A 17,005-nucleotide genomic window follows, 5' to 3' on the forward strand; every position below is an offset into this window, starting at 1 on the left:
ACCGGACCTTTTGAGCCATTATCTAATACCCTGGTAAATCGTTCAAGTATTCTCCCGGGGAGCCTGCTGCGCTTTTGCCGCCTGCTCGGCTTCCTGCTTCGCCAGAGTACGCTGCAGAATGGTCGAATACAAAGGCTTACCGCCGAGGAATTGCGCCAGTAGTGTTGCGCCAAGGCAGGTAATAATCATTGGCAAAATGAGCTGATAGTTATCGGTCATCTCAAGCACCAGCACGATCCCGGTCAGCGGCGCACGCACCGAGGCGGCGAGCAGCGCCCCCATACCGGCAATCGCGAAGGTGCCGGCATCGAGATGGTAGGCCGGAAACAGCGGAATAGCCGCCATGCCGAACGCCGTGCCCAGCAGCGTGCCGAGCGCCAACATAGGCGCGAAAATGCCCCCTGGCGCGCCGGAAGAGAAGCAGATCAGCGTGGTCACCACGCGGGCGATAAAGATAAACAGCAGCAGTCCGACGGAGAAGTTACCGGCAGCGGCGATAGGGATCAAGTTAAAGCCACCACCCACCGCGGAGGGCTGCATCAGCCCCAGCAGACCGCAGAGCCCGCCGATTAATCCGCCAATCAACACCCATTTTTTGATGTTGCCGCCGTGGATGCGCTGGAACAGATCCTGAGTGCGCAGCACCAGAAAATTAAACAGCGGGCCAAAGCAGCCAAACAGCATGCCCAGCACCAGATACAGCCATAGGGTATTTACCGGGGCGTTGCTTAGTTTACCCACCTCAATGATCGCCGCTTCGCCGTTGAAAATGCGAAACACAATGCTCGACATGATCACGCCGGTAAACACTGCTTTAATGGAGATCAGGTTGTAGCGGAACTGCGGGCGCATCTCTTCGATGATAAACAGAATACCGGCCAGCGGCGCATTAAAGGCCGCCGAAAGCCCCGACGCCGCACCGGTCGCCAACAGCGTATGCCGCGCTTCCGGACTGCGCATGCGGAAAACGTCCAGCACCATGCGCCCAATGTTGCCGCCAAGCTGTACCATCGGTCCTTCACGACCCAGCACCATCCCGGCGCCAAGGGTCCCCATGCCGCCAACGAATTTCACCGGCAGCACGCGCCACCAGCGCACCGGCCGCAGCTCCTCCAGCGCGCCCTCAATTTCCGGAATCCCGGAGCCGCCGGCCTCCGGCGCAAAGCGACGCACCAGAAAATAGCCGACCATCGCCAGCAGCGCCGACAGGATAAACGCCAGCGGCCAGACCAGATACCAGTGGTCCGCCACCTGCGCCAGCGCGCCGATCCGCTGGTTCTGCACCCAGTTCACGCTCTTTTCAAAGGCGACGCCCACTAGCCCCGCCAGCGTGCCGACCACTGCCGCCATAAACAGCACCGCCAGCGGCGTTTTATCGCGTTGAATCAGACGGCGCACCGCATCGCCGCGACGCACCCGCACAAACTGATGTGCTTCAAAAGAGGGAGTTTCTGCTTTCATGCCGTTATCAATTATTGGTAATACAAATGAAGAGAGCGGCATTTTAGCCGCCCCGGCGCGCTGCGTCGTCAAAAAAATGCCCTTGCGGCACATTGTTTCAATTGGGCAAAACTTTCATAACCATCCTGGAATAACTTAGAATAGCCGATAAAACATTTTTCACGAACCAGGACCCTGGCCATGAGCAAATCTGAAAATCTGTATCACGCTGCGCGCGAACTGATCCCCGGCGGCGTTAACTCGCCGGTGCGCGCTTTCACCGGCGTCGGCGGCACACCGCTGTTTATCGAACGCGCGGATGGCGCTTACCTCTATGACGTGGATGGGAAAGCCTATATCGATTATGTCGGTTCCTGGGGTCCGATGGTGCTGGGCCACAACCACCCGGCTATCCGCAATGCGGTGATCGAGGCGGCATCCCGCGGCCTGAGCTTTGGCGCGCCGACCGAAATGGAAGTGAAAATGGCGGCCCTGGTGACCGAGCTGGTGCCGACCATGGATATGGTGCGGATGGTGAACTCCGGTACCGAAGCCACCATGAGCGCCATTCGCCTGGCGCGCGGCTTCACCGGTCGCGACAAAATCATTAAGTTCGAAGGCTGCTACCACGGCCATGCCGACTGCCTGCTGGTGAAAGCCGGTTCCGGCGCGTTGACCCTCGGCCAGCCGAACTCGCCGGGCGTCCCGGCCGATTTCGCCAAACATACCCTGACCTGCACTTATAACGACCTCGCCTCGGTGCGCGCGGCGTTCGAGCAGTATCCGCAGGAGATCGCCTGCATCATCGTCGAGCCGGTGGCCGGAAATATGAACTGCATTCCGCCGCAGCCGGAATTCCTGCCGGGCCTGCGCGCCCTGTGCGACGAATTTGGCGCCCTGCTGATTATCGACGAAGTGATGACCGGCTTCCGCGTGGCGCTGGCAGGCGCTCAGGCTTACTACGGCGTGGAGCCGGATCTGACCTGTCTGGGGAAAATCATCGGCGGCGGGATGCCGGTAGGCGCCTTCGGCGGCCGCCGTGAGGTGATGGACGCCCTGGCGCCCACCGGTCCGGTCTATCAGGCGGGCACCCTATCCGGCAACCCGATCGCCATGGCGGCTGGCTTCGCCTGCCTGAACGAAGTGGCGCAGCCGGGGGTCCATGAAACCCTGACTGAACTGACTAACCAGCTGGCGCAAGGCCTGCTGGATGCGGCGCGTGACGCCGGGATCCCGCTGGTGGTCAATAACGTCGGCGGCATGTTCGGCATCTTCTTTACCGATGCCGAAACCGTCACCTGCTATCAGGACGTGGTGAAGTGCGACGTTGAACGATTCAAGCGCTTCTTCCATCTGATGCTGGAGGAAGGCGTGTACCTGGCGCCGTCAGCGTTTGAGGCCGGCTTTATGTCCGTGGCCCACAGCGAAGAAGATATCGACAACACCATCGACGCCGCGCGTCGGGTATTTGCCAAGCTGTAAGGTGCTTGAATGCCTGGTGGCGCAGGGATTTTCCCGGAGGAGGCGCATTGCGCCTTATCCGGGCTACCAAATCGCACAGCGCTGTAGCCCCGGTAAGCGATAGCGCCACCGGGGATGTTGAAGCCATCCAGGACCGTTAGCGACTCTGCTTTCTCAACAAATAAATAAAGTAAGGCGCGCCGATAAAGGTCGACAGTAGCCCCGCCGGGATCTGATACGGGAACATCATCATCCGTCCGCACCAGTCGGCGAAGACCAGCAGCAGCCCGCCAGTCAGCCCGGAGATCACCATATGCGGTAGGGTTCGCCGGAAGCCCATCATCCGCGCGATATGCGGCGCCATCAGCCCGACAAAGCTCAGCGGGCCGATGGTCAGCGTCGCCGCCGCCGTCAGGCAGGCCGCCAGCAGCAGCAGAACAATCCGCGATGACGTCAGCGCCATGCCCACCGCTCGCGCCGCCTCCCCGCCCAGCGGCAGGATGGTTAACCAGCGACGACAGAGCGGCGCCAGCGCCAGCAGCGCCAGCATTACCGCGCCGCTACGCACCACCCTCTCCGGCGTCGCGCTATATGTCGACCCCGAGATCCACGTCAGGATCTGCGCCATACGCGGATCGCCGCTGGCCTGCAGCATCATCAGCAGCATAGTGAAGGCGGTGCTCAGCGCCATCCCCGCCAGCAGCATCCGATGCGGCGAGAAGCCGCCGCGCCCGGCGGCAAGCATAATGATCAGCAAGGTGGCCGCCGCGCCAAGGCTGCCGGCCGGCAGCAGCCAGCCAAAGGCGTCGCCAGGCACGAAGAACAGCATCAGCACCACGCCAAAAGCCGCGCCGGAGCTGATGCCCAGCACTTCCGGGCTGGCCATCGGGTTGCCGGTCAGGCGCTGGATAATACAGCCGGCGACCGCCAGCATGACCCCGGCGAACAGCGCCGACAGCACCCGCGGCCAGCGCCAGGGCAGCAGTTGCTCCAGCAGATCGCCGTGGGCCCACAGCCAGCCGTGGGCATCGCGACCAAAGGCCAGCGCCACGCTCACCGCCAGCAGCAGCAACGCGACGCCTGCGAGAACAAACCATTGCACATGATAGCGCTCAGGCTGCACATTATCGCCGCCGTTCATCACCGGGGCGCTGATGCTGCGCAACCGCGGCAGCAGCCACAGCAGCAGCGGCGCGCCAATCAGGGCGGTGACCGAGCCGGTGGAGACTTCCCGCCATACCCGGCTCAGCCAGAGGATCACCTGATCGGAAAGCCACAGGAGCAGCGCGCCGATCAGCGCCGCCAGCAGCAGCCGCGCCAGCAGCCGACGGGCGCCAAGCATTTTCGCCAGCAGCGGCGCGAACAGGCCGATAAAGCCGATAATCCCTACCGCGTTCACCAGCAGCGCGCTGATGACGATCGCCAGCGTCAGGGCGCCGAGGCGCGCCAGGGACAGCGCCAGCCCGAGGTTACGCGCCACCCCGTCATCGAGCCCCATCAGGGTCAGCGGCCGCAGCAGCAGCAAGGTGAGTATTGCCCCGCCAAGCAGCTGCGGCCACAGGCGCTGCGCCACGCTCCAGTCGGTCTGCGTCAGCGTCCCGGTGCTCCACAGGAACATGCTTTGCAGCTGGTCGTGATGGAAAATCACCATCAGCTGGTTAAGCGCGCCACAGTAAAGGCTGACCACCAGCCCCGCCAGGATCAGCGTTACCGGCGACAGGCGCTTGCCCCACGAGACGCCAAACACCAGCGCGCCCACCAGACAGGCCCCGGCCAGCGCGGCGAATTGCGACGCCAGCACGCCGGGAATAGCCCATAACGTGGTGACCGTTATCCCCAGCTGCGCGCCGGTGGCGACGCCAAGAGTGGTCGGTTCCGCCAGCGGATTACGCAGCACCTGCTGGAACAGGACGCCAACCAGTCCCAGCCCGGCGCCCACCAGCAGCGCAACAGCCAGTCTCGGTAACAAACTGTAATGAAACAGCATTTGGGCGATATCATCGACATCCGGCTGCCACAGCGCCTGCCGCCACTGCGCATAGGGCAAGGCGACATTGAGGTTGACGATGCTCAGCGCGAAGGCGACGCCCAGCAGCCCGGCCAGCAGGATAATAGCTAACGGCGAGAGACGCGTATTCATGCCGGACTCCCCTGGGCATCAGCCAGCACGCGGGCAAAATGCATCGCTGACAGCGTCGCGCCGTAGAACCAAACCGCCGGAACGCGCTGGAAGCGGCCCGCGCGCACGAAGGGCATCGCCTGCCATAGCGGCGTCGCCAGCAGTTGAGCCATATCTCGCTCATTGCCATGGTCGAAACAGATGACATCGGCTTCGTTAAATGCCGCCAGCCTGTCGATGCCAACGCTAACGCTTCCCCAGAATGCCGCTTCGCCGTGCCAGGCGTTTTTAATACCAAAGCGATCAAGCACCTCCTGGAACAGGCAGTTTTCGCCAAACACCAGCACGTGCCGGGGATCGAGCAGAGAGATCATCAGCAGCGGACGATCGCCGCGCCCGGCAAAACGCGGACGCAGGCTCTCCATCAGCGCGTCGAACTCCGCCAGATGGCGCTTCGCCTGCTGCGTTTTGCCCAGCAGATCGGCCATTTCCAGTAGCGAACGCTGGGCCATCGCCAGCGGCCGTTTGCCGTCGCTGAAGGTGAAACCGCGGCCGGGCGCGATACGCGCCAGCTTCTCCGGCGACGGGCCGTAGCCCGCCGACCAGACGATAAACGACGGTTTCATCTGCGTCAGCAGTTCAAGGTTGGGTTCGGTACGCAGACCAACATCGATCACCGAGTCGGGCAGCGCGGGTTCGTTCACCCACAAGCGATAGTTGGGAATATCGGCCACGCCATAGGGCGTCACGCCGAGCGCCAGCAGCAGCTCCGCGGGCAGCCACTCCAGGGCGACCACGCGCTGCGGGTCGACGTCGGCCGCCTGCGCGCCGCGCATCTGCCACAGCAGCGGCGAGAGCGCCATCGCGATCAGCAGGCGGCGTCGGGTTATCAGAGTTGGGTTCATCATCAATAGACAAAGCTTACCGGCGCCGCACCGGCCGGGTGTGGCAGGATCCCCATCGGGATGCCATAGATCTGTTCCAGAGTGTCGCTGCGCATCAGTTCCGCCGGCGTCCCCTGAGCAATCATTTCTCCGCCGCGCAGGGCCACCAGATAGTCGCAATAGCGGGCCGCCATATTAATATCGTGCAGGACGGCGATCACCGTCAGGCCGCGCTGCTGGCTGAGACGATGCACCAGCGCCAGAACATCGACTTGATGAGCAATATCCAGCGCCGAGGTGGGTTCATCGAGCAGCAGGCAGCGACTGTCCTGCGCCACCAGCATGGCGATCCACGCCCGCTGGCGTTCACCGCCGGAGAGGCTGTCCACCAGACGATGAGCGAGCGGCTTCAGCCCCACCAGCGCAATCGCCTCTTCTACTTTCTCACGGTCCGCTGCGCCAAAGCGACCCAGCGCGCCGTGCCATGGATAGCGGCCGATCGCCACCAGCTCGCGCACCGTCATACCTTCGGCCGGCGGCAGCTGCTGCGGCAGATAGGCCACTTTGCGGGCAAAGGCTTTGCTGCCCCAGCTCTCCAGCGGCTGCCCGTCCAGCAGCACTTCGCCTGCGGAGGGCGGCTGATGACGGCCAAGCATTTTCAGTAACGTCGATTTGCCGGAGCCATTATGGCCGATCAGGCCTGTGACTTTTCCGGTCGGGAAGGTGAGCGAGAGCGGATGGAGCAATGTGCGGCCAGGCACACGGAAAGTGACGCGATCCAGCGCGAAGGTGGTTTCTGCGTGCGGAGTCTGTTCCTGCATAGCGATAACCTGATAGAGGGCGCGGCGAACCGCGCCCGTAGGTGGTTAGTAACGGAAGGTGGCGGTGGCGACGACCTGACGTCCGGCGCCCCAGTAGCAGGCGTATTCGCTGTAGCAACTGGAGACATATTCGCGGTCGAACAGGTTGTTGACGTTGACGCCGACCGACGATCCCGGCAGGCCAAAGCGCGCCAGATCGTATTTCACCGTCGCATCCATCAGCGCATAACCGGCCACACTAAAGGCATCATTTTTCTTACCGGTGCTGGTGTCATTTTTGTAGTAGCTGACCGTTGAACCGATATAGCGCGCCCCGGCCCCAATCGTCAGACCGCTCAGCGCGGTTTCGTGGAAGGTATAATCCGCCCACAGGGAGGCCATGTTACGCGGCACTTCCGCCGGACGTTTGCCGTTGAACACCGTATCGTGAGTGTACTCCGCATCGGTGTAGCTGTAGGCTGCGGTGACGTTAATATTAGCGTTCACCGCCGCCTTCGCCTCCAGCTCAAGGCCGCGGGAGCGGATCTCGCCGGTCTGGATGCTGAACGCCTGGTTAGCCGGATCAGCCGTCAGGTTCTTGTCTTTGGTCAGCTGATAAACCGCCGCGGTGACCACCACCGGCATATCTTTCGGCACGTATTTCACGCCGGCTTCATACTGCTTACCGCGCGACGGATCGAACGGCTGGCCGCGGCTGTTGGAACCCGATACCGGTTCAAACGATTCGCTGTAGCTGAAGTACGGAGAGATGCCGTTATCGAACAGGTAGTTGATGCCGCCGCGCCAGCTGAACTGCTGGTCGTGATTCTCCGCCAGGCTGTTGGTGGCGCGGGTTAACGTTGAGGTCGTGGCGTAATCGTAACGGCCGCCCAGGGTCATCACCCATTTATCCCACTCCATCTGATCCTGCGCGTACAGGCCGGTCTGCTCCATCCGGTTGAGGACCGCGTACGGGAAGGTGACCTGAATATTCGGATTGCCGTACTGCGGATTGCTCATGCTGATAGGATCCGCCGTCCCGTAGTCGGCATCCACATCGTTACGCATCCGCGAGTAGTCCACGCCGGTCAGCAGCGTATGGCTGACCGCGCCGGTGGCGAAATCAGACTGCAGCTGGGTATCGACGGTGAAGGTGTTCAGGTGCTCGTCGGAGCGCACGTAGGCGCGATTCATGTAGCCCGGCGCGACATAGCCGTTGCCGTATACCGAACGATAGAGCGTATGCACATCGGCATAGCGCAGGTTCTGCCGCACGGTAAAAGTGTCATCGAACTGATGGGAGAAGCTGTAGCCCACCATCTTCTGGCGGCGGGAGATTTTATTATCGGACTCGCCTTCGTTGAAATCGGTCGGCAGCTTGTGCGCCTTACCGTTGGCGTCGTAATACGGCACCACGGTGCCTTCGCGCGGCAGCCAGCCGTAGTAGCCCGCATCCGGGTCATTCTGGAAGTTGCTCAGGAAGGTGAAGTCGGTTTTATCGTCCGGACGCCAGCTAAAGGAGGGCGCCACCGCGTAGCGAGTCGATTTCGCCATCTGCTGCTGGGCATCCTGACTGCGGCCAAGGCCGGTCAGGCGATACGACCAAACGCCGGCATCATCAATGGCGTCGCTAAAGTCAAACCCGGTCTGCCACAGATTGTCGGTGCCCATCTTAAACTGCACTTCTTTCAGCGGCTCGGTAGTCGGGCGCTTGCTGACCATGCTGACGATACCGCCCGGGTTGCTGTTGCCGTACAGCACCGAGGTTGGCCCGCGCATCACTTCCACACGCTCTGAGGAAGTAAGGATCCATGGAGACTTCAGAGTAGTTATTCCCCTGCAGCTTCATGCCGTCCAGATACTGGTTGGTGTTGACGGTCGTCGAGGTGGTGAAGCCGCGAATGGTGACCACGTCATAGGTGGTCGAACTGCCGCGAGTGGAGAAGACGCTGGGCGTATAGGAGAGCGCCTCTTTTACCGTCGTCGGCTGGCGCATCTCCATCTCCTGGCGCGTCACCACCGACACAGACTGCGGCGTTTTTTCAATCGGGGTATCGGTTTTGGTCGCCGTGGCGGAGCGTTTTGCCGCGATAGTCGGCGCCGGTCCCCAGGCGCTTTCCTGGGCGGCCGGGGCGGCAACGACGGTGATGGTTTCTTCTTGCTTCGGTTGTTCTGCTGCCTGTGCGTAGACAGACATGCCGCTAACCGCCGTGGCTACTACAGCTGCGACTTTACGCAGCGAGTGATTTGGCTGAGCAGTTTTTGGACGCGCCATGGGTATATCTCTGATGAAAGTGAATGATAACGTAAACGAGAATTATTATTATGACGGGCGATATAATAGGCGAAACGTCGAAGGCAAGGCAAGCGATATGCCTGTCGCCGCCGGTCGAAGGCTGAATTAATAACCAGATAGTTATTATGGAGTTAAAGAGCCGTTAACTTTTTTACAGGCATAAAAAAACCCCTTAATACTTTCGTATTAAGGGGTCTGGTCGTGCGGTCAAAATCAGTTACTGCCGAACATATCCTTGATCCAGCCCGCGACGCCGTCGCTCTTTTCCTGCTGCTTCGGCGGCTGTTGCTGCTGTTGCTGCTGCGGCGGCGGTTGCTGCCCGGACTGATTAAACGGATTTTTCGCTTCCTGTTGCTGCAACTGCTGCTGTTGCATCATTTCGCCCTGACGGCACAGCGCATCCGGCTGCGTGGTCCAGACCGGCAGCGAACGCATACCGCCGCTGCAGACGAAGTTGCCGTTGCTGTCCACGCCCATATCAACCACGTCTTCCGGCACCGTCAGCACCAGCGGCGTTGGCGTCTGGTTCGCCAGATAGCGCTGGTAAATCGACATCGCGCCGCTGGCGCCGTACAGTTTGGTCGGCTGGTTATTGTCGCGACCCACCCAGGTGATGGTCACCTGACTACCGTCGATGCCGGCGAACCAGGTATCGACGTTATTGTTGGTGGTCCCGGTTTTCCCCGCCAGATGCAGGCCCGGATACTTCGCCCCCAGCTGACGCCCCGTACCGCGCTGCACCACCTGCTGCATAGTCCACAGCGTCATGTAGGCCGCCTGGGCAGGCACCGCGCGCTCCGCCTGCGGATAGCTCTGGTAGAGCACAGTGCCATCTTCGGCAATCACTGACCGCAGCGCGGAAAGCGGCGCACGGTTCCCACCGCTGGCGATGGTCTGGAAGGCCTGGGCCACTTCAATCGGCGTCAGGTTCAGCGCGCCAAGCAGCATCGACGGCACCGCGTTGAGCTGATTCTTCGGCGCCCCCAGTTTAGTCCAGGTATCGACTACCGCCGGCAAGCCCAGCGCCATCCCGAGGTTAACCGTCGGGACGTTCATCGAGCGAGTCAGGGCATCGACCAGCATCACCTGACCGCTGAAACGACGATCGTCGTTCTGCGGGGACCACGTCTGACCGTTGGACAGGCGAATCGTCACCGGCGCATCGGCGATCCAGGTATTCAGGCGATACTGATTCGGCTGACTCAGCGCGGTCAGATAGGTCGCCGGCTTGGCCAGAGAACCAATCGATCGGCGGGCCTGCATCGCGCGGTTATAACCGGCGAACTGCGGCTCCGCGCCGCCGACCATCGCCCGCACTTCGCCGGTGAAGCGGTCAACCACCACCATAGCGGTTTCCAGGTCTGCCAGCTTACGCTGTTTCTTCAGAACCGGGATCCCTTCGGAGGCCGCTTTTTCCGCCGCATCCTGCGCCACCGAGTCGAAAGTGGTGAAGATCTTCACGCCGGAGAGATCTTTCACTTTATCGCCCAGCTTCGCCTGCAGTTCCTGACGAACCATCTGCATAAACGCCGGCTGCGGTGAAATCACCCCGCCGCGCGGCTGCACGCCCAGCGGACGGGCGCTGAGCATGTCGTACAGCTCCTGGTCGATAACCTGCTGCTGCTGCAGCAGACGCAGCACCAGATTGCGTCGTTCAAGGGCCAGTTTCGGGTTACGCCACGGGTTATAGACCGACGCCCCTTTCACCATCCCCACCAGCAGCGCCTGCTGGTCGAGGCTCAGCTCTTCCACCGGACGGCCGAAGTAATACAGGCTGGCCAGCGGGAAGCCGCGAATTTCGTTATCGCCGCTCTGGCCGAGGTACACCTCGTTCATATACAGCTCAAGGATGCGATCCTTGCTGTAGCGGGCGTCGACGATCAGCGCCATATACGCTTCGTTGGCTTTACGCCAGTAGGAGCGTTCGCTGGAGAGGAACAGGTTTTTCACCAGCTGTTGGGTCAGGGTACTCGCCCCCTGCACCGTTCGGCCTGCCGTCAGGTTCGCCAGCACCGCGCGGCCGATGGAGTAGAGACTGATCCCATCGTGCTCATAGAAGTGGCGGTCTTCGGTCGCCAGCAGGGTATCCACCAGCAGATCGGGGAAGCCGCTGCGCTTCACGAACAGGCGCTGCTCGCCGTTCGGCGACTGCAGCATGGTGATAAGACGCGGATCGAGGCGGAAGAAACCGAACTGGCGGTTATTATCCATATTCTCGATGGTCTCAAGATGGTCGCCGTCGAAGGTAAGACGCGCGCGCACCTGCCCTTCCTTACTGTCCGGGAAATCGAACGGACGACGGATCATCTCGATGCTGTTAGCCTGCACGGTATATTCGCCGGGGCGCGTCATCGCGCTGACCTGGCGATACTGCGTGGCGTTGAGCAGACGCACCATCTCGTTTTTGCTGATCTGCATGTCCGGCTCAAGGTTGACCATCCGGCCATAGACCGCGGCCGGCAGCTCCCAGACTTTACCGTCAATGCGGCTGCGGATTTTCTGGTCGAGGTAGACGCCATAGGCGGCAATCAGCACCGCGAAGACAATCCCCAGCTTGACCAGCAGCCACAGCCAGCTGCGCTTCCGACGAGGCTTGCCACCTTTGCCTTTGGCTTTTCTCGGCACCGGTTTCTCATCCTCATAATCATCGTCATCATACTCGTCGTCGTAGTCCTCTTCCCGGACCCGGCGACGGGTGACTTTCTGTTTAGTCGGACGTGAGGGTCTTCCCTTACGTCCGATAGGCTCGCGGTCATCTCCCGCCATGCTTTTTCTCCGCAACGTTCAGGCGCAAAGGCCTGATTCTCAATACTTCCCCTGTTCAGAGGAAGAAGAAATCTCTCAAATTAACGTCCAGGCTGCTTATCCTTCGGACGACAACCTGCTGGCAGGCAGGACGCGCCGCCAGCCTTTCAGAGGGTTGGTTTGCTTCATGTTACATGATACTAACAATAAAAATTCACCATAAAATCATTGCGTTAAACGCATCATCGGCAGAATAAGTCAGAACATAGCACGTAATGTTCAGGGCATACAGGATAGCACTAAAATGCGACATTCTTAACCAGCATTTTACCTCCTGCGCACGTAACAAGATGGGAAAGAGTATGTTTTTTAATAACATAAAAAACGGCGCGCTTCCTGCCGGTCAACGCAGTGGCATCATCCGCGGATGAAAATATATTTTCCCAGCGCCAACGTTTATTATTGATAAAAGTAAAGTCGATTAAGCGCCTTTCCGCTGATAAAAATGAGAGCCTGTTAACATTTATGCAGAATAATATTTTATGATGACACCAGGGAAATATTTGTTAAACTAGCGGCCAGTGATTCATTATTTTGATTACTCTATGATGCGTATTCCGCTTATATTTCCGCTTTGCATGGTAGCCCTTCTCTCTGGCTGCCAACAAAAACCCGCCTCAACGCTCAGCCCGGCTATCAGCAGCCAGGCGCAGCTCGAGCAGCTCTCGTCCGTGGCGGCCGGGACGCGCTATCTCAAGAATAAATGTAATCGTAGCGATCTCCCCGCTGATGAAACGATATATCGGGCAGCGGTGAATGTCGGTAAAGCGCGCGGATGGGGAAATATTGACGTGGCGACGTTAAGCCAAAATAGCGACCGGCTTTACCAACAGCTATTACAGGACAGTACCCCGGAAGCCACACAGTGCAGTCAATTTAATCGTCAGCTCGCGCCATTTATTGCCAGCTTGCGCAGCGACTAAGCGAAATATCCTCAGCGCGCCGGTTATTGTGCGCGCTTTTATTCCTCTTTCGGCTCCTCGTCAATTTTTCCGCCCGGCCAGTCCTCCAGCGCCGCGAGGGTAAAGGTCGTGCCGTTGAAGCTGAAGATCGTCACATCCTGCTGGATCTGCTCCACCACCAGATTGGGCAGGGGTGAATCGCCCTCCGTCCACGCTTTGCCGTTTAACACAATGCTGCGCTTTTCCGGTAGCGAGGCATAGACATGGGCGCTGTAGCGTAGAGGCGGCAGCGTATCGCTGTCCACTTCCGGCGCCGCGGGCGCGCTGGCTTTTGCCGCCGGCGGCGGCGTCTTTGGCGCGGCCTCTCCGGCAGCGGTTAACGGCAGAAGCGCCGCATGCGCCACCGGCAAGGGCAGCGTTTGCGGCGGTGCCGGGTGACGCCACTGCTCGCCGCCAAACCAGCCGAGCGCGATAAATAATCCGGCGTACAGCGGGATAATCCAGCCGGGGATCTGCACCATCCGTCCGCGGATCACCGGCGCATCATCCATCGAGGACGGCGGCTGATGCGTCACCAGCGGCGGGATGCCTCTTTCACTGTCATCACGAACAATCACAACCGTCTCCTGTTCCCTCACGATAACGAGAAGGCGCCCTTACGGATGCCCCAGACTGCTGACAAAGTGCAATCTTCAGGAATTGCCCGGCGGCGCTACGCTTGCGCGGGCCTACAGATAACTGCATAACTGTTTGATATTGTAATCTTTCGTAGGCCGGGTAAGGCGAAAGCCGCCACCCGACAGAAAGGCGAGCACAATAACGAAACAGGTTTGTCATCAGCCAGAGGCGCCCTTACGGGCGCCCTACGTTATGTTATTTACTGCTCACCGGCAGGCCAGCGCCCTGCGACTCGCCCTGCGGCAACTCGAGAACGGCAACCGACCAGGCCGGCAGCGTGACCGAACCGTCAGCGGCAACCTGCACGCCGCTCGCCAGCGACCGGTCGCCCGCCGCCTGCTGAATAGCGCTCAGCTGGAGCGATGTGCCGGCGAAGTCCTGCAGCGTCCGGCTTTCCGGCGCGGCGTTGATCGCCACCACGATGCCGTCGACACGGCTGTCCAGACTGGCGCCAGCCTGCATCCCGTCATCGATGGTCATCACCAGCAGACCCGTCTGCTGATCGGCGCCAGTATTGCGGAAGTCCACGCGCTTCATCACCGTCGCGCCGTCGCCGAGGGTAAACAGCGGAGACGATTTACGCAGCGCGGTCAGCTCCTGATAAAACGCGGTCATCTGCTTGAGCTCCGTTTCACCCGGAGTAGCCACCGCGTCTTTCACCCGGGCGATAATGTCATAGTTGCTGCCATCATCGCTGCTGCGCGGCATACCGACGTTGTAGTTGTTGTCCTGCAGGGAGTAGTCCACGCGGTTAAACCAGTCGCCGGAATCATACGAATCGCGGGTAAAGGATTTAGAGCGCAGCAGCTCCGAGCCCTGCTGGTCAAAGGCGATCCCCTGGCCGAGCATCACCGTCGCCAGCGACACCGCCTGCATCCGGACGCGGGTATCGAGATCCGCCTCCTGAGCGGCTTTATAGCTGATCATGTCCCACAGCGTCTGGTTATCGTGTTTTGACACATAGTTCACGACTTCCGTCGGATCAGCCGCATAGCCGCCTGGCGCGCCGTTATAATCAATCTCGCTGCCTCTCTTCACCGCGCCGTCTTTGTCGATCAGCACAAAGTCCGCAAGGTTACCGGCCATGCCGAGACGGGTCAGATCGGCGAGGTGACGCGCCTGATCGTCGCTCAGGGTGGTCAGCTCATTCGGCAGAACGCCGGCCCCGCTGCCCACGCCCTGGTTCTGGCGTAATGCGTCACCGGAGTCGAACGGCCCGCCGCCGCGCACTGCGTCGCGCAGACGATCGGAGAACGTGCCGATCCCGGTGCCTTTGAGATTGATTTGCGAGGCAATTTCAAAGCGATCGCTCTGGTTGGAATCCCAGCCTTCGCCAAAGAAGTAGATATCCGGGTTCAGCGCTTTAATGCGTTCCCAGGCCGAGAGGATCTGCGCTTTCGGGTGGTAGCCCATCAGGTCGAAGCGGAAGCCATCGATCTTATAATCGGTGGTCCATACCGCCAGTGAATCGGCGATAAGCTTGGCGAACATCCGGTGCTCTGGCGCCGAGTCGGAGCAACAGGTAGCCGATTCCACGCTGCCGGTGGTTTCGTTCAGACGCTGGTAGTACCAGGGGACGATCTTATCCAGTACCGAGGTGCGATCGGTCGGGCCGGCGGCGTTGGTGTGGTTGTACACCACGTCCATAATGACGTTCATTCCCAGATCCTGCTTGATCGCCTGAATCATGGTGCGGAACTCTTTAATACGCGCCGTGCCTTCCGGATCGGTGGCGTAGGATCCTTCCGGTACCGTGTAGTGGAACGGATCGTAGCCCCAGTTATAGGAGTCGGTCTGCGCCACCAGCGTATTCAACGCCTGCACCTGCGGGTTATCCTTGCTGTCGTTCTGCTTCAGCTGAGTCAGCACCTCTTCAACCGTCGAACCGCTGTCGCAATAGCCCGCGAACTCGCTGCTCTTCACCGCGCTATTGACCTCGCACAGGCGGCTGAACGGCTGCTGAATATCGGCGACTTTGTCGCTGAACTCATTGACCGTCGCCAGATCGAAGACCGGCAGCAGCTCAATATGGGTCACGCCCGAGGCCGACAGCTGTTTCAGATGCTGGACCATATTGCTTTCCTGGGCGGTGAGCGCCAGATACTTACCGCGCAGCTCCGCAGGAACGGTTTGATCCCAGGCGGAGAGATCGCGAATATGCGATTCGTGGATCGTCATTTTCGCCAGGTCGGCTTTGGTTTTCTGCGCGTGCGGCATCGTCAGCCCGTCCCAGCCTTCCGGCTTCAGCGCGCTGTCGTTGAGATCGACCACCTGGCTGTACTCCGAGTTGGTCGACAAACTGTGGGCGTAGGGATCGGTCACTTCGTACTGCTCGACTTTACGCGACTGCGGGTGGTAGACCGTCATCGCGTAGCGGTAGAAGGCGCCCTTCAGGTCGCTTCCCCCCTGCCAGGACCAGGCGCCGGAGGCGCTGTCGCGGGTCATCGGGTGACTGGCTATCACTTTCTTGTCCGCGCTATAGATCACCAGCTCGACCTGCTGCGCCGTGGGCGCCCAGACGCGGAAGGTCACGCCGCTATCGGTTAGCTGGGCGCCATAGCTCAGCGCCTCGGCGGCGGCGGCATAGGTATCGTCCAGCACGCCGGCGGTCTGCACCTGGGTGGCTGAGCTCAGGATCCCATCGCTTTCCGCGGCTATCGCCACCGTCTCGCCCTGCAGCAATTCATCGACGTTAACATCATCCGGCAGTTTAAAGGCTGGATAGCTGGCGAGATGCGGGAAGCGCATGCTTACCTGCTGGTTGACGGTGGTGGGGGTCAGCTTGACATATTTATCGCTAAATTCGCCGTTACTGTCGGCGGCCACCTTACTGCTGTGGCTGTAATAGAGGCGCACAATGGGTTTATTTTCCCCACCCGGCCACAGCAGAGTAGTCTTATCGACCCAGTGCGCATCGGCCAGCGCCACGCCAAAGGCGGCGCGGAAGGCGTCGGCGCGGGAGTCATAGAGCGCGCTGTTACCGGCGATGACCGATACCGTCCGATCGGTGAAATCACTGAAAGAGACGCGCAGGTCGCTGTCGATAAGCTTATTGGTGCCATCGCGGACGATAACGTTGATGCATCCGCTCTCTTTAGTCAGCGGGATCACCCAGTAAGGGCCATATTTGTCGCTGCCGGTCGGCGTGGTGCTGACATCATTCCAGTCCGCCACCGGCGCGCTCAGCGCGTCACAGGTTTCGTTGTTCCATAAGTAGAGGTTTTTCGTCGCATAGTCGGCCGGCGTGCTGCTGGTGATGCCGGCGATATCGACGAGATGAATGACAGCCTGCCTGGCGGAAGCCTGCACCGCTTCGCCTGGGACGGCAACGTCCGGTAAGCGGACGACGACATCCTGCGGGTCGGGCGTGCCGGGAGTGCCTGGGTTGCCAGGATTGCCTGGTGAACCCGGTGAGCCAGAGGTAGAAGAGGAAGAGCTGTTATCACAGCCACTCAATAATACTAACGATCCAAGAAATAGGGCATGACAGGTATATCTGAGCATTCGATAGTCCCTAATATGCTTATTAAATTATAAAAGGTAAGAAAGGATGAATATCTTTACAGCGCGCTAATTAGATATTTTTGCTTTCCCAGGCGCAATCATCCCCCACAAATGAG

The 17,005-nt window shown here is 60.2% G+C and carries 10 protein-coding genes and 1 pseudogene; 3 read left to right on the top strand and 8 right to left on the bottom strand.

Translation table 11 applies throughout. The features are described from left to right. Window positions 1-42 precede the first annotated feature (42 nt). On the bottom strand, window positions 43-1,461 hold the full coding sequence (clcA, locus tag KB892_RS20980; RefSeq protein ID WP_004151932.1) for a H(+)/Cl(-) exchange transporter ClcA: 1,419 nt from the start codon (window positions 1,459-1,461) through the stop codon (window positions 43-45). A 180-nt stretch (window positions 1,462-1,641) separates the two neighbouring features. Between clcA and hemL the strand changes: the two genes are divergently transcribed. Then, complete coding sequence (gene hemL / locus KB892_RS20985; protein WP_002889272.1) at window positions 1,642-2,922, top strand: glutamate-1-semialdehyde 2,1-aminomutase; 1,281 nt, start codon at window positions 1,642-1,644, stop codon at window positions 2,920-2,922. A gap of 136 nt (window positions 2,923-3,058) precedes the next feature. Here hemL and fhuB read toward each other — a convergent pair whose 3' ends face one another. From fhuB to mrcB, 5 genes and pseudogenes are all read right to left on the bottom strand, one after another. After that, window positions 3,059-5,041, bottom strand: a complete 1,983-nt coding sequence (gene fhuB, locus KB892_RS20990) for a Fe(3+)-hydroxamate ABC transporter permease FhuB (protein WP_004147134.1) — start codon at window positions 5,039-5,041, stop codon at window positions 3,059-3,061. Further along, entirely contained in the window at window positions 5,038-5,928 is an 891-nt protein-coding gene (gene fhuD / locus KB892_RS20995; RefSeq protein ID WP_004147133.1) for a Fe(3+)-hydroxamate ABC transporter substrate-binding protein FhuD, read from the bottom strand. Before fhuD ends, fhuB begins: the two co-directional genes overlap by 4 nt. Further along, entirely contained in the window at window positions 5,928-6,725 is a 798-nt protein-coding gene (fhuC, locus tag KB892_RS21000; RefSeq protein ID WP_002889212.1) for a Fe3+-hydroxamate ABC transporter ATP-binding protein FhuC, read from the bottom strand. The genes fhuD and fhuC overlap by 1 nt, the downstream gene beginning before the upstream one ends. Before the next feature lie 45 nt (window positions 6,726-6,770). Next, a pseudogene (gene fhuA / locus KB892_RS21005) lies at window positions 6,771-8,979 on the bottom strand (ferrichrome porin FhuA). A gap of 234 nt (window positions 8,980-9,213) precedes the next feature. Beyond that, entirely contained in the window at window positions 9,214-11,766 is a 2,553-nt protein-coding gene (gene mrcB / locus KB892_RS21010) for a bifunctional glycosyl transferase/transpeptidase (protein WP_002889208.1), read from the bottom strand. A 390-nt stretch (window positions 11,767-12,156) separates the two neighbouring features. Between mrcB and KB892_RS21015 the strand changes: the two genes are divergently transcribed. Then, window positions 12,157-12,291: a hypothetical protein gene (locus KB892_RS21015; RefSeq protein WP_004220794.1), complete on the top strand. Its 135-nt coding sequence runs from the start codon at window positions 12,157-12,159 to the stop codon at window positions 12,289-12,291. A gap of 62 nt (window positions 12,292-12,353) precedes the next feature. After that, window positions 12,354-12,728 (top strand): type II secretion system pilot lipoprotein GspS, encoded by a 375-nt coding sequence (gspS, locus tag KB892_RS21020; RefSeq protein ID WP_004194926.1) that lies wholly within the window; start codon window positions 12,354-12,356, stop codon window positions 12,726-12,728. 38 nt (window positions 12,729-12,766) lie between these two features. Here the strand turns inward: gspS and gspB are convergent, their stop codons facing one another. Then, a complete protein-coding gene (gene gspB / locus KB892_RS21025) occupies window positions 12,767-13,324 on the bottom strand; it encodes a type II secretion system assembly factor GspB (protein ID WP_004151934.1) in 558 nt (185 codons plus the stop codon). A gap of 256 nt (window positions 13,325-13,580) precedes the next feature. Beyond that, the gene (gene pulA / locus KB892_RS21030) at window positions 13,581-16,889 is read right to left on the bottom strand and encodes a pullulanase-type alpha-1,6-glucosidase (protein ID WP_004198677.1); all 3,309 of its coding nucleotides are present in this window, start codon (window positions 16,887-16,889) and stop codon (window positions 13,581-13,583) included. Window positions 16,890-17,005 lie beyond the last annotated feature (116 nt).

Source organism: Klebsiella sp. P1927, from assembly GCF_018204675.1.
In the GTDB taxonomy this organism is placed as follows: Bacteria; Pseudomonadota; Gammaproteobacteria; order Enterobacterales; family Enterobacteriaceae; genus Klebsiella; species Klebsiella pneumoniae.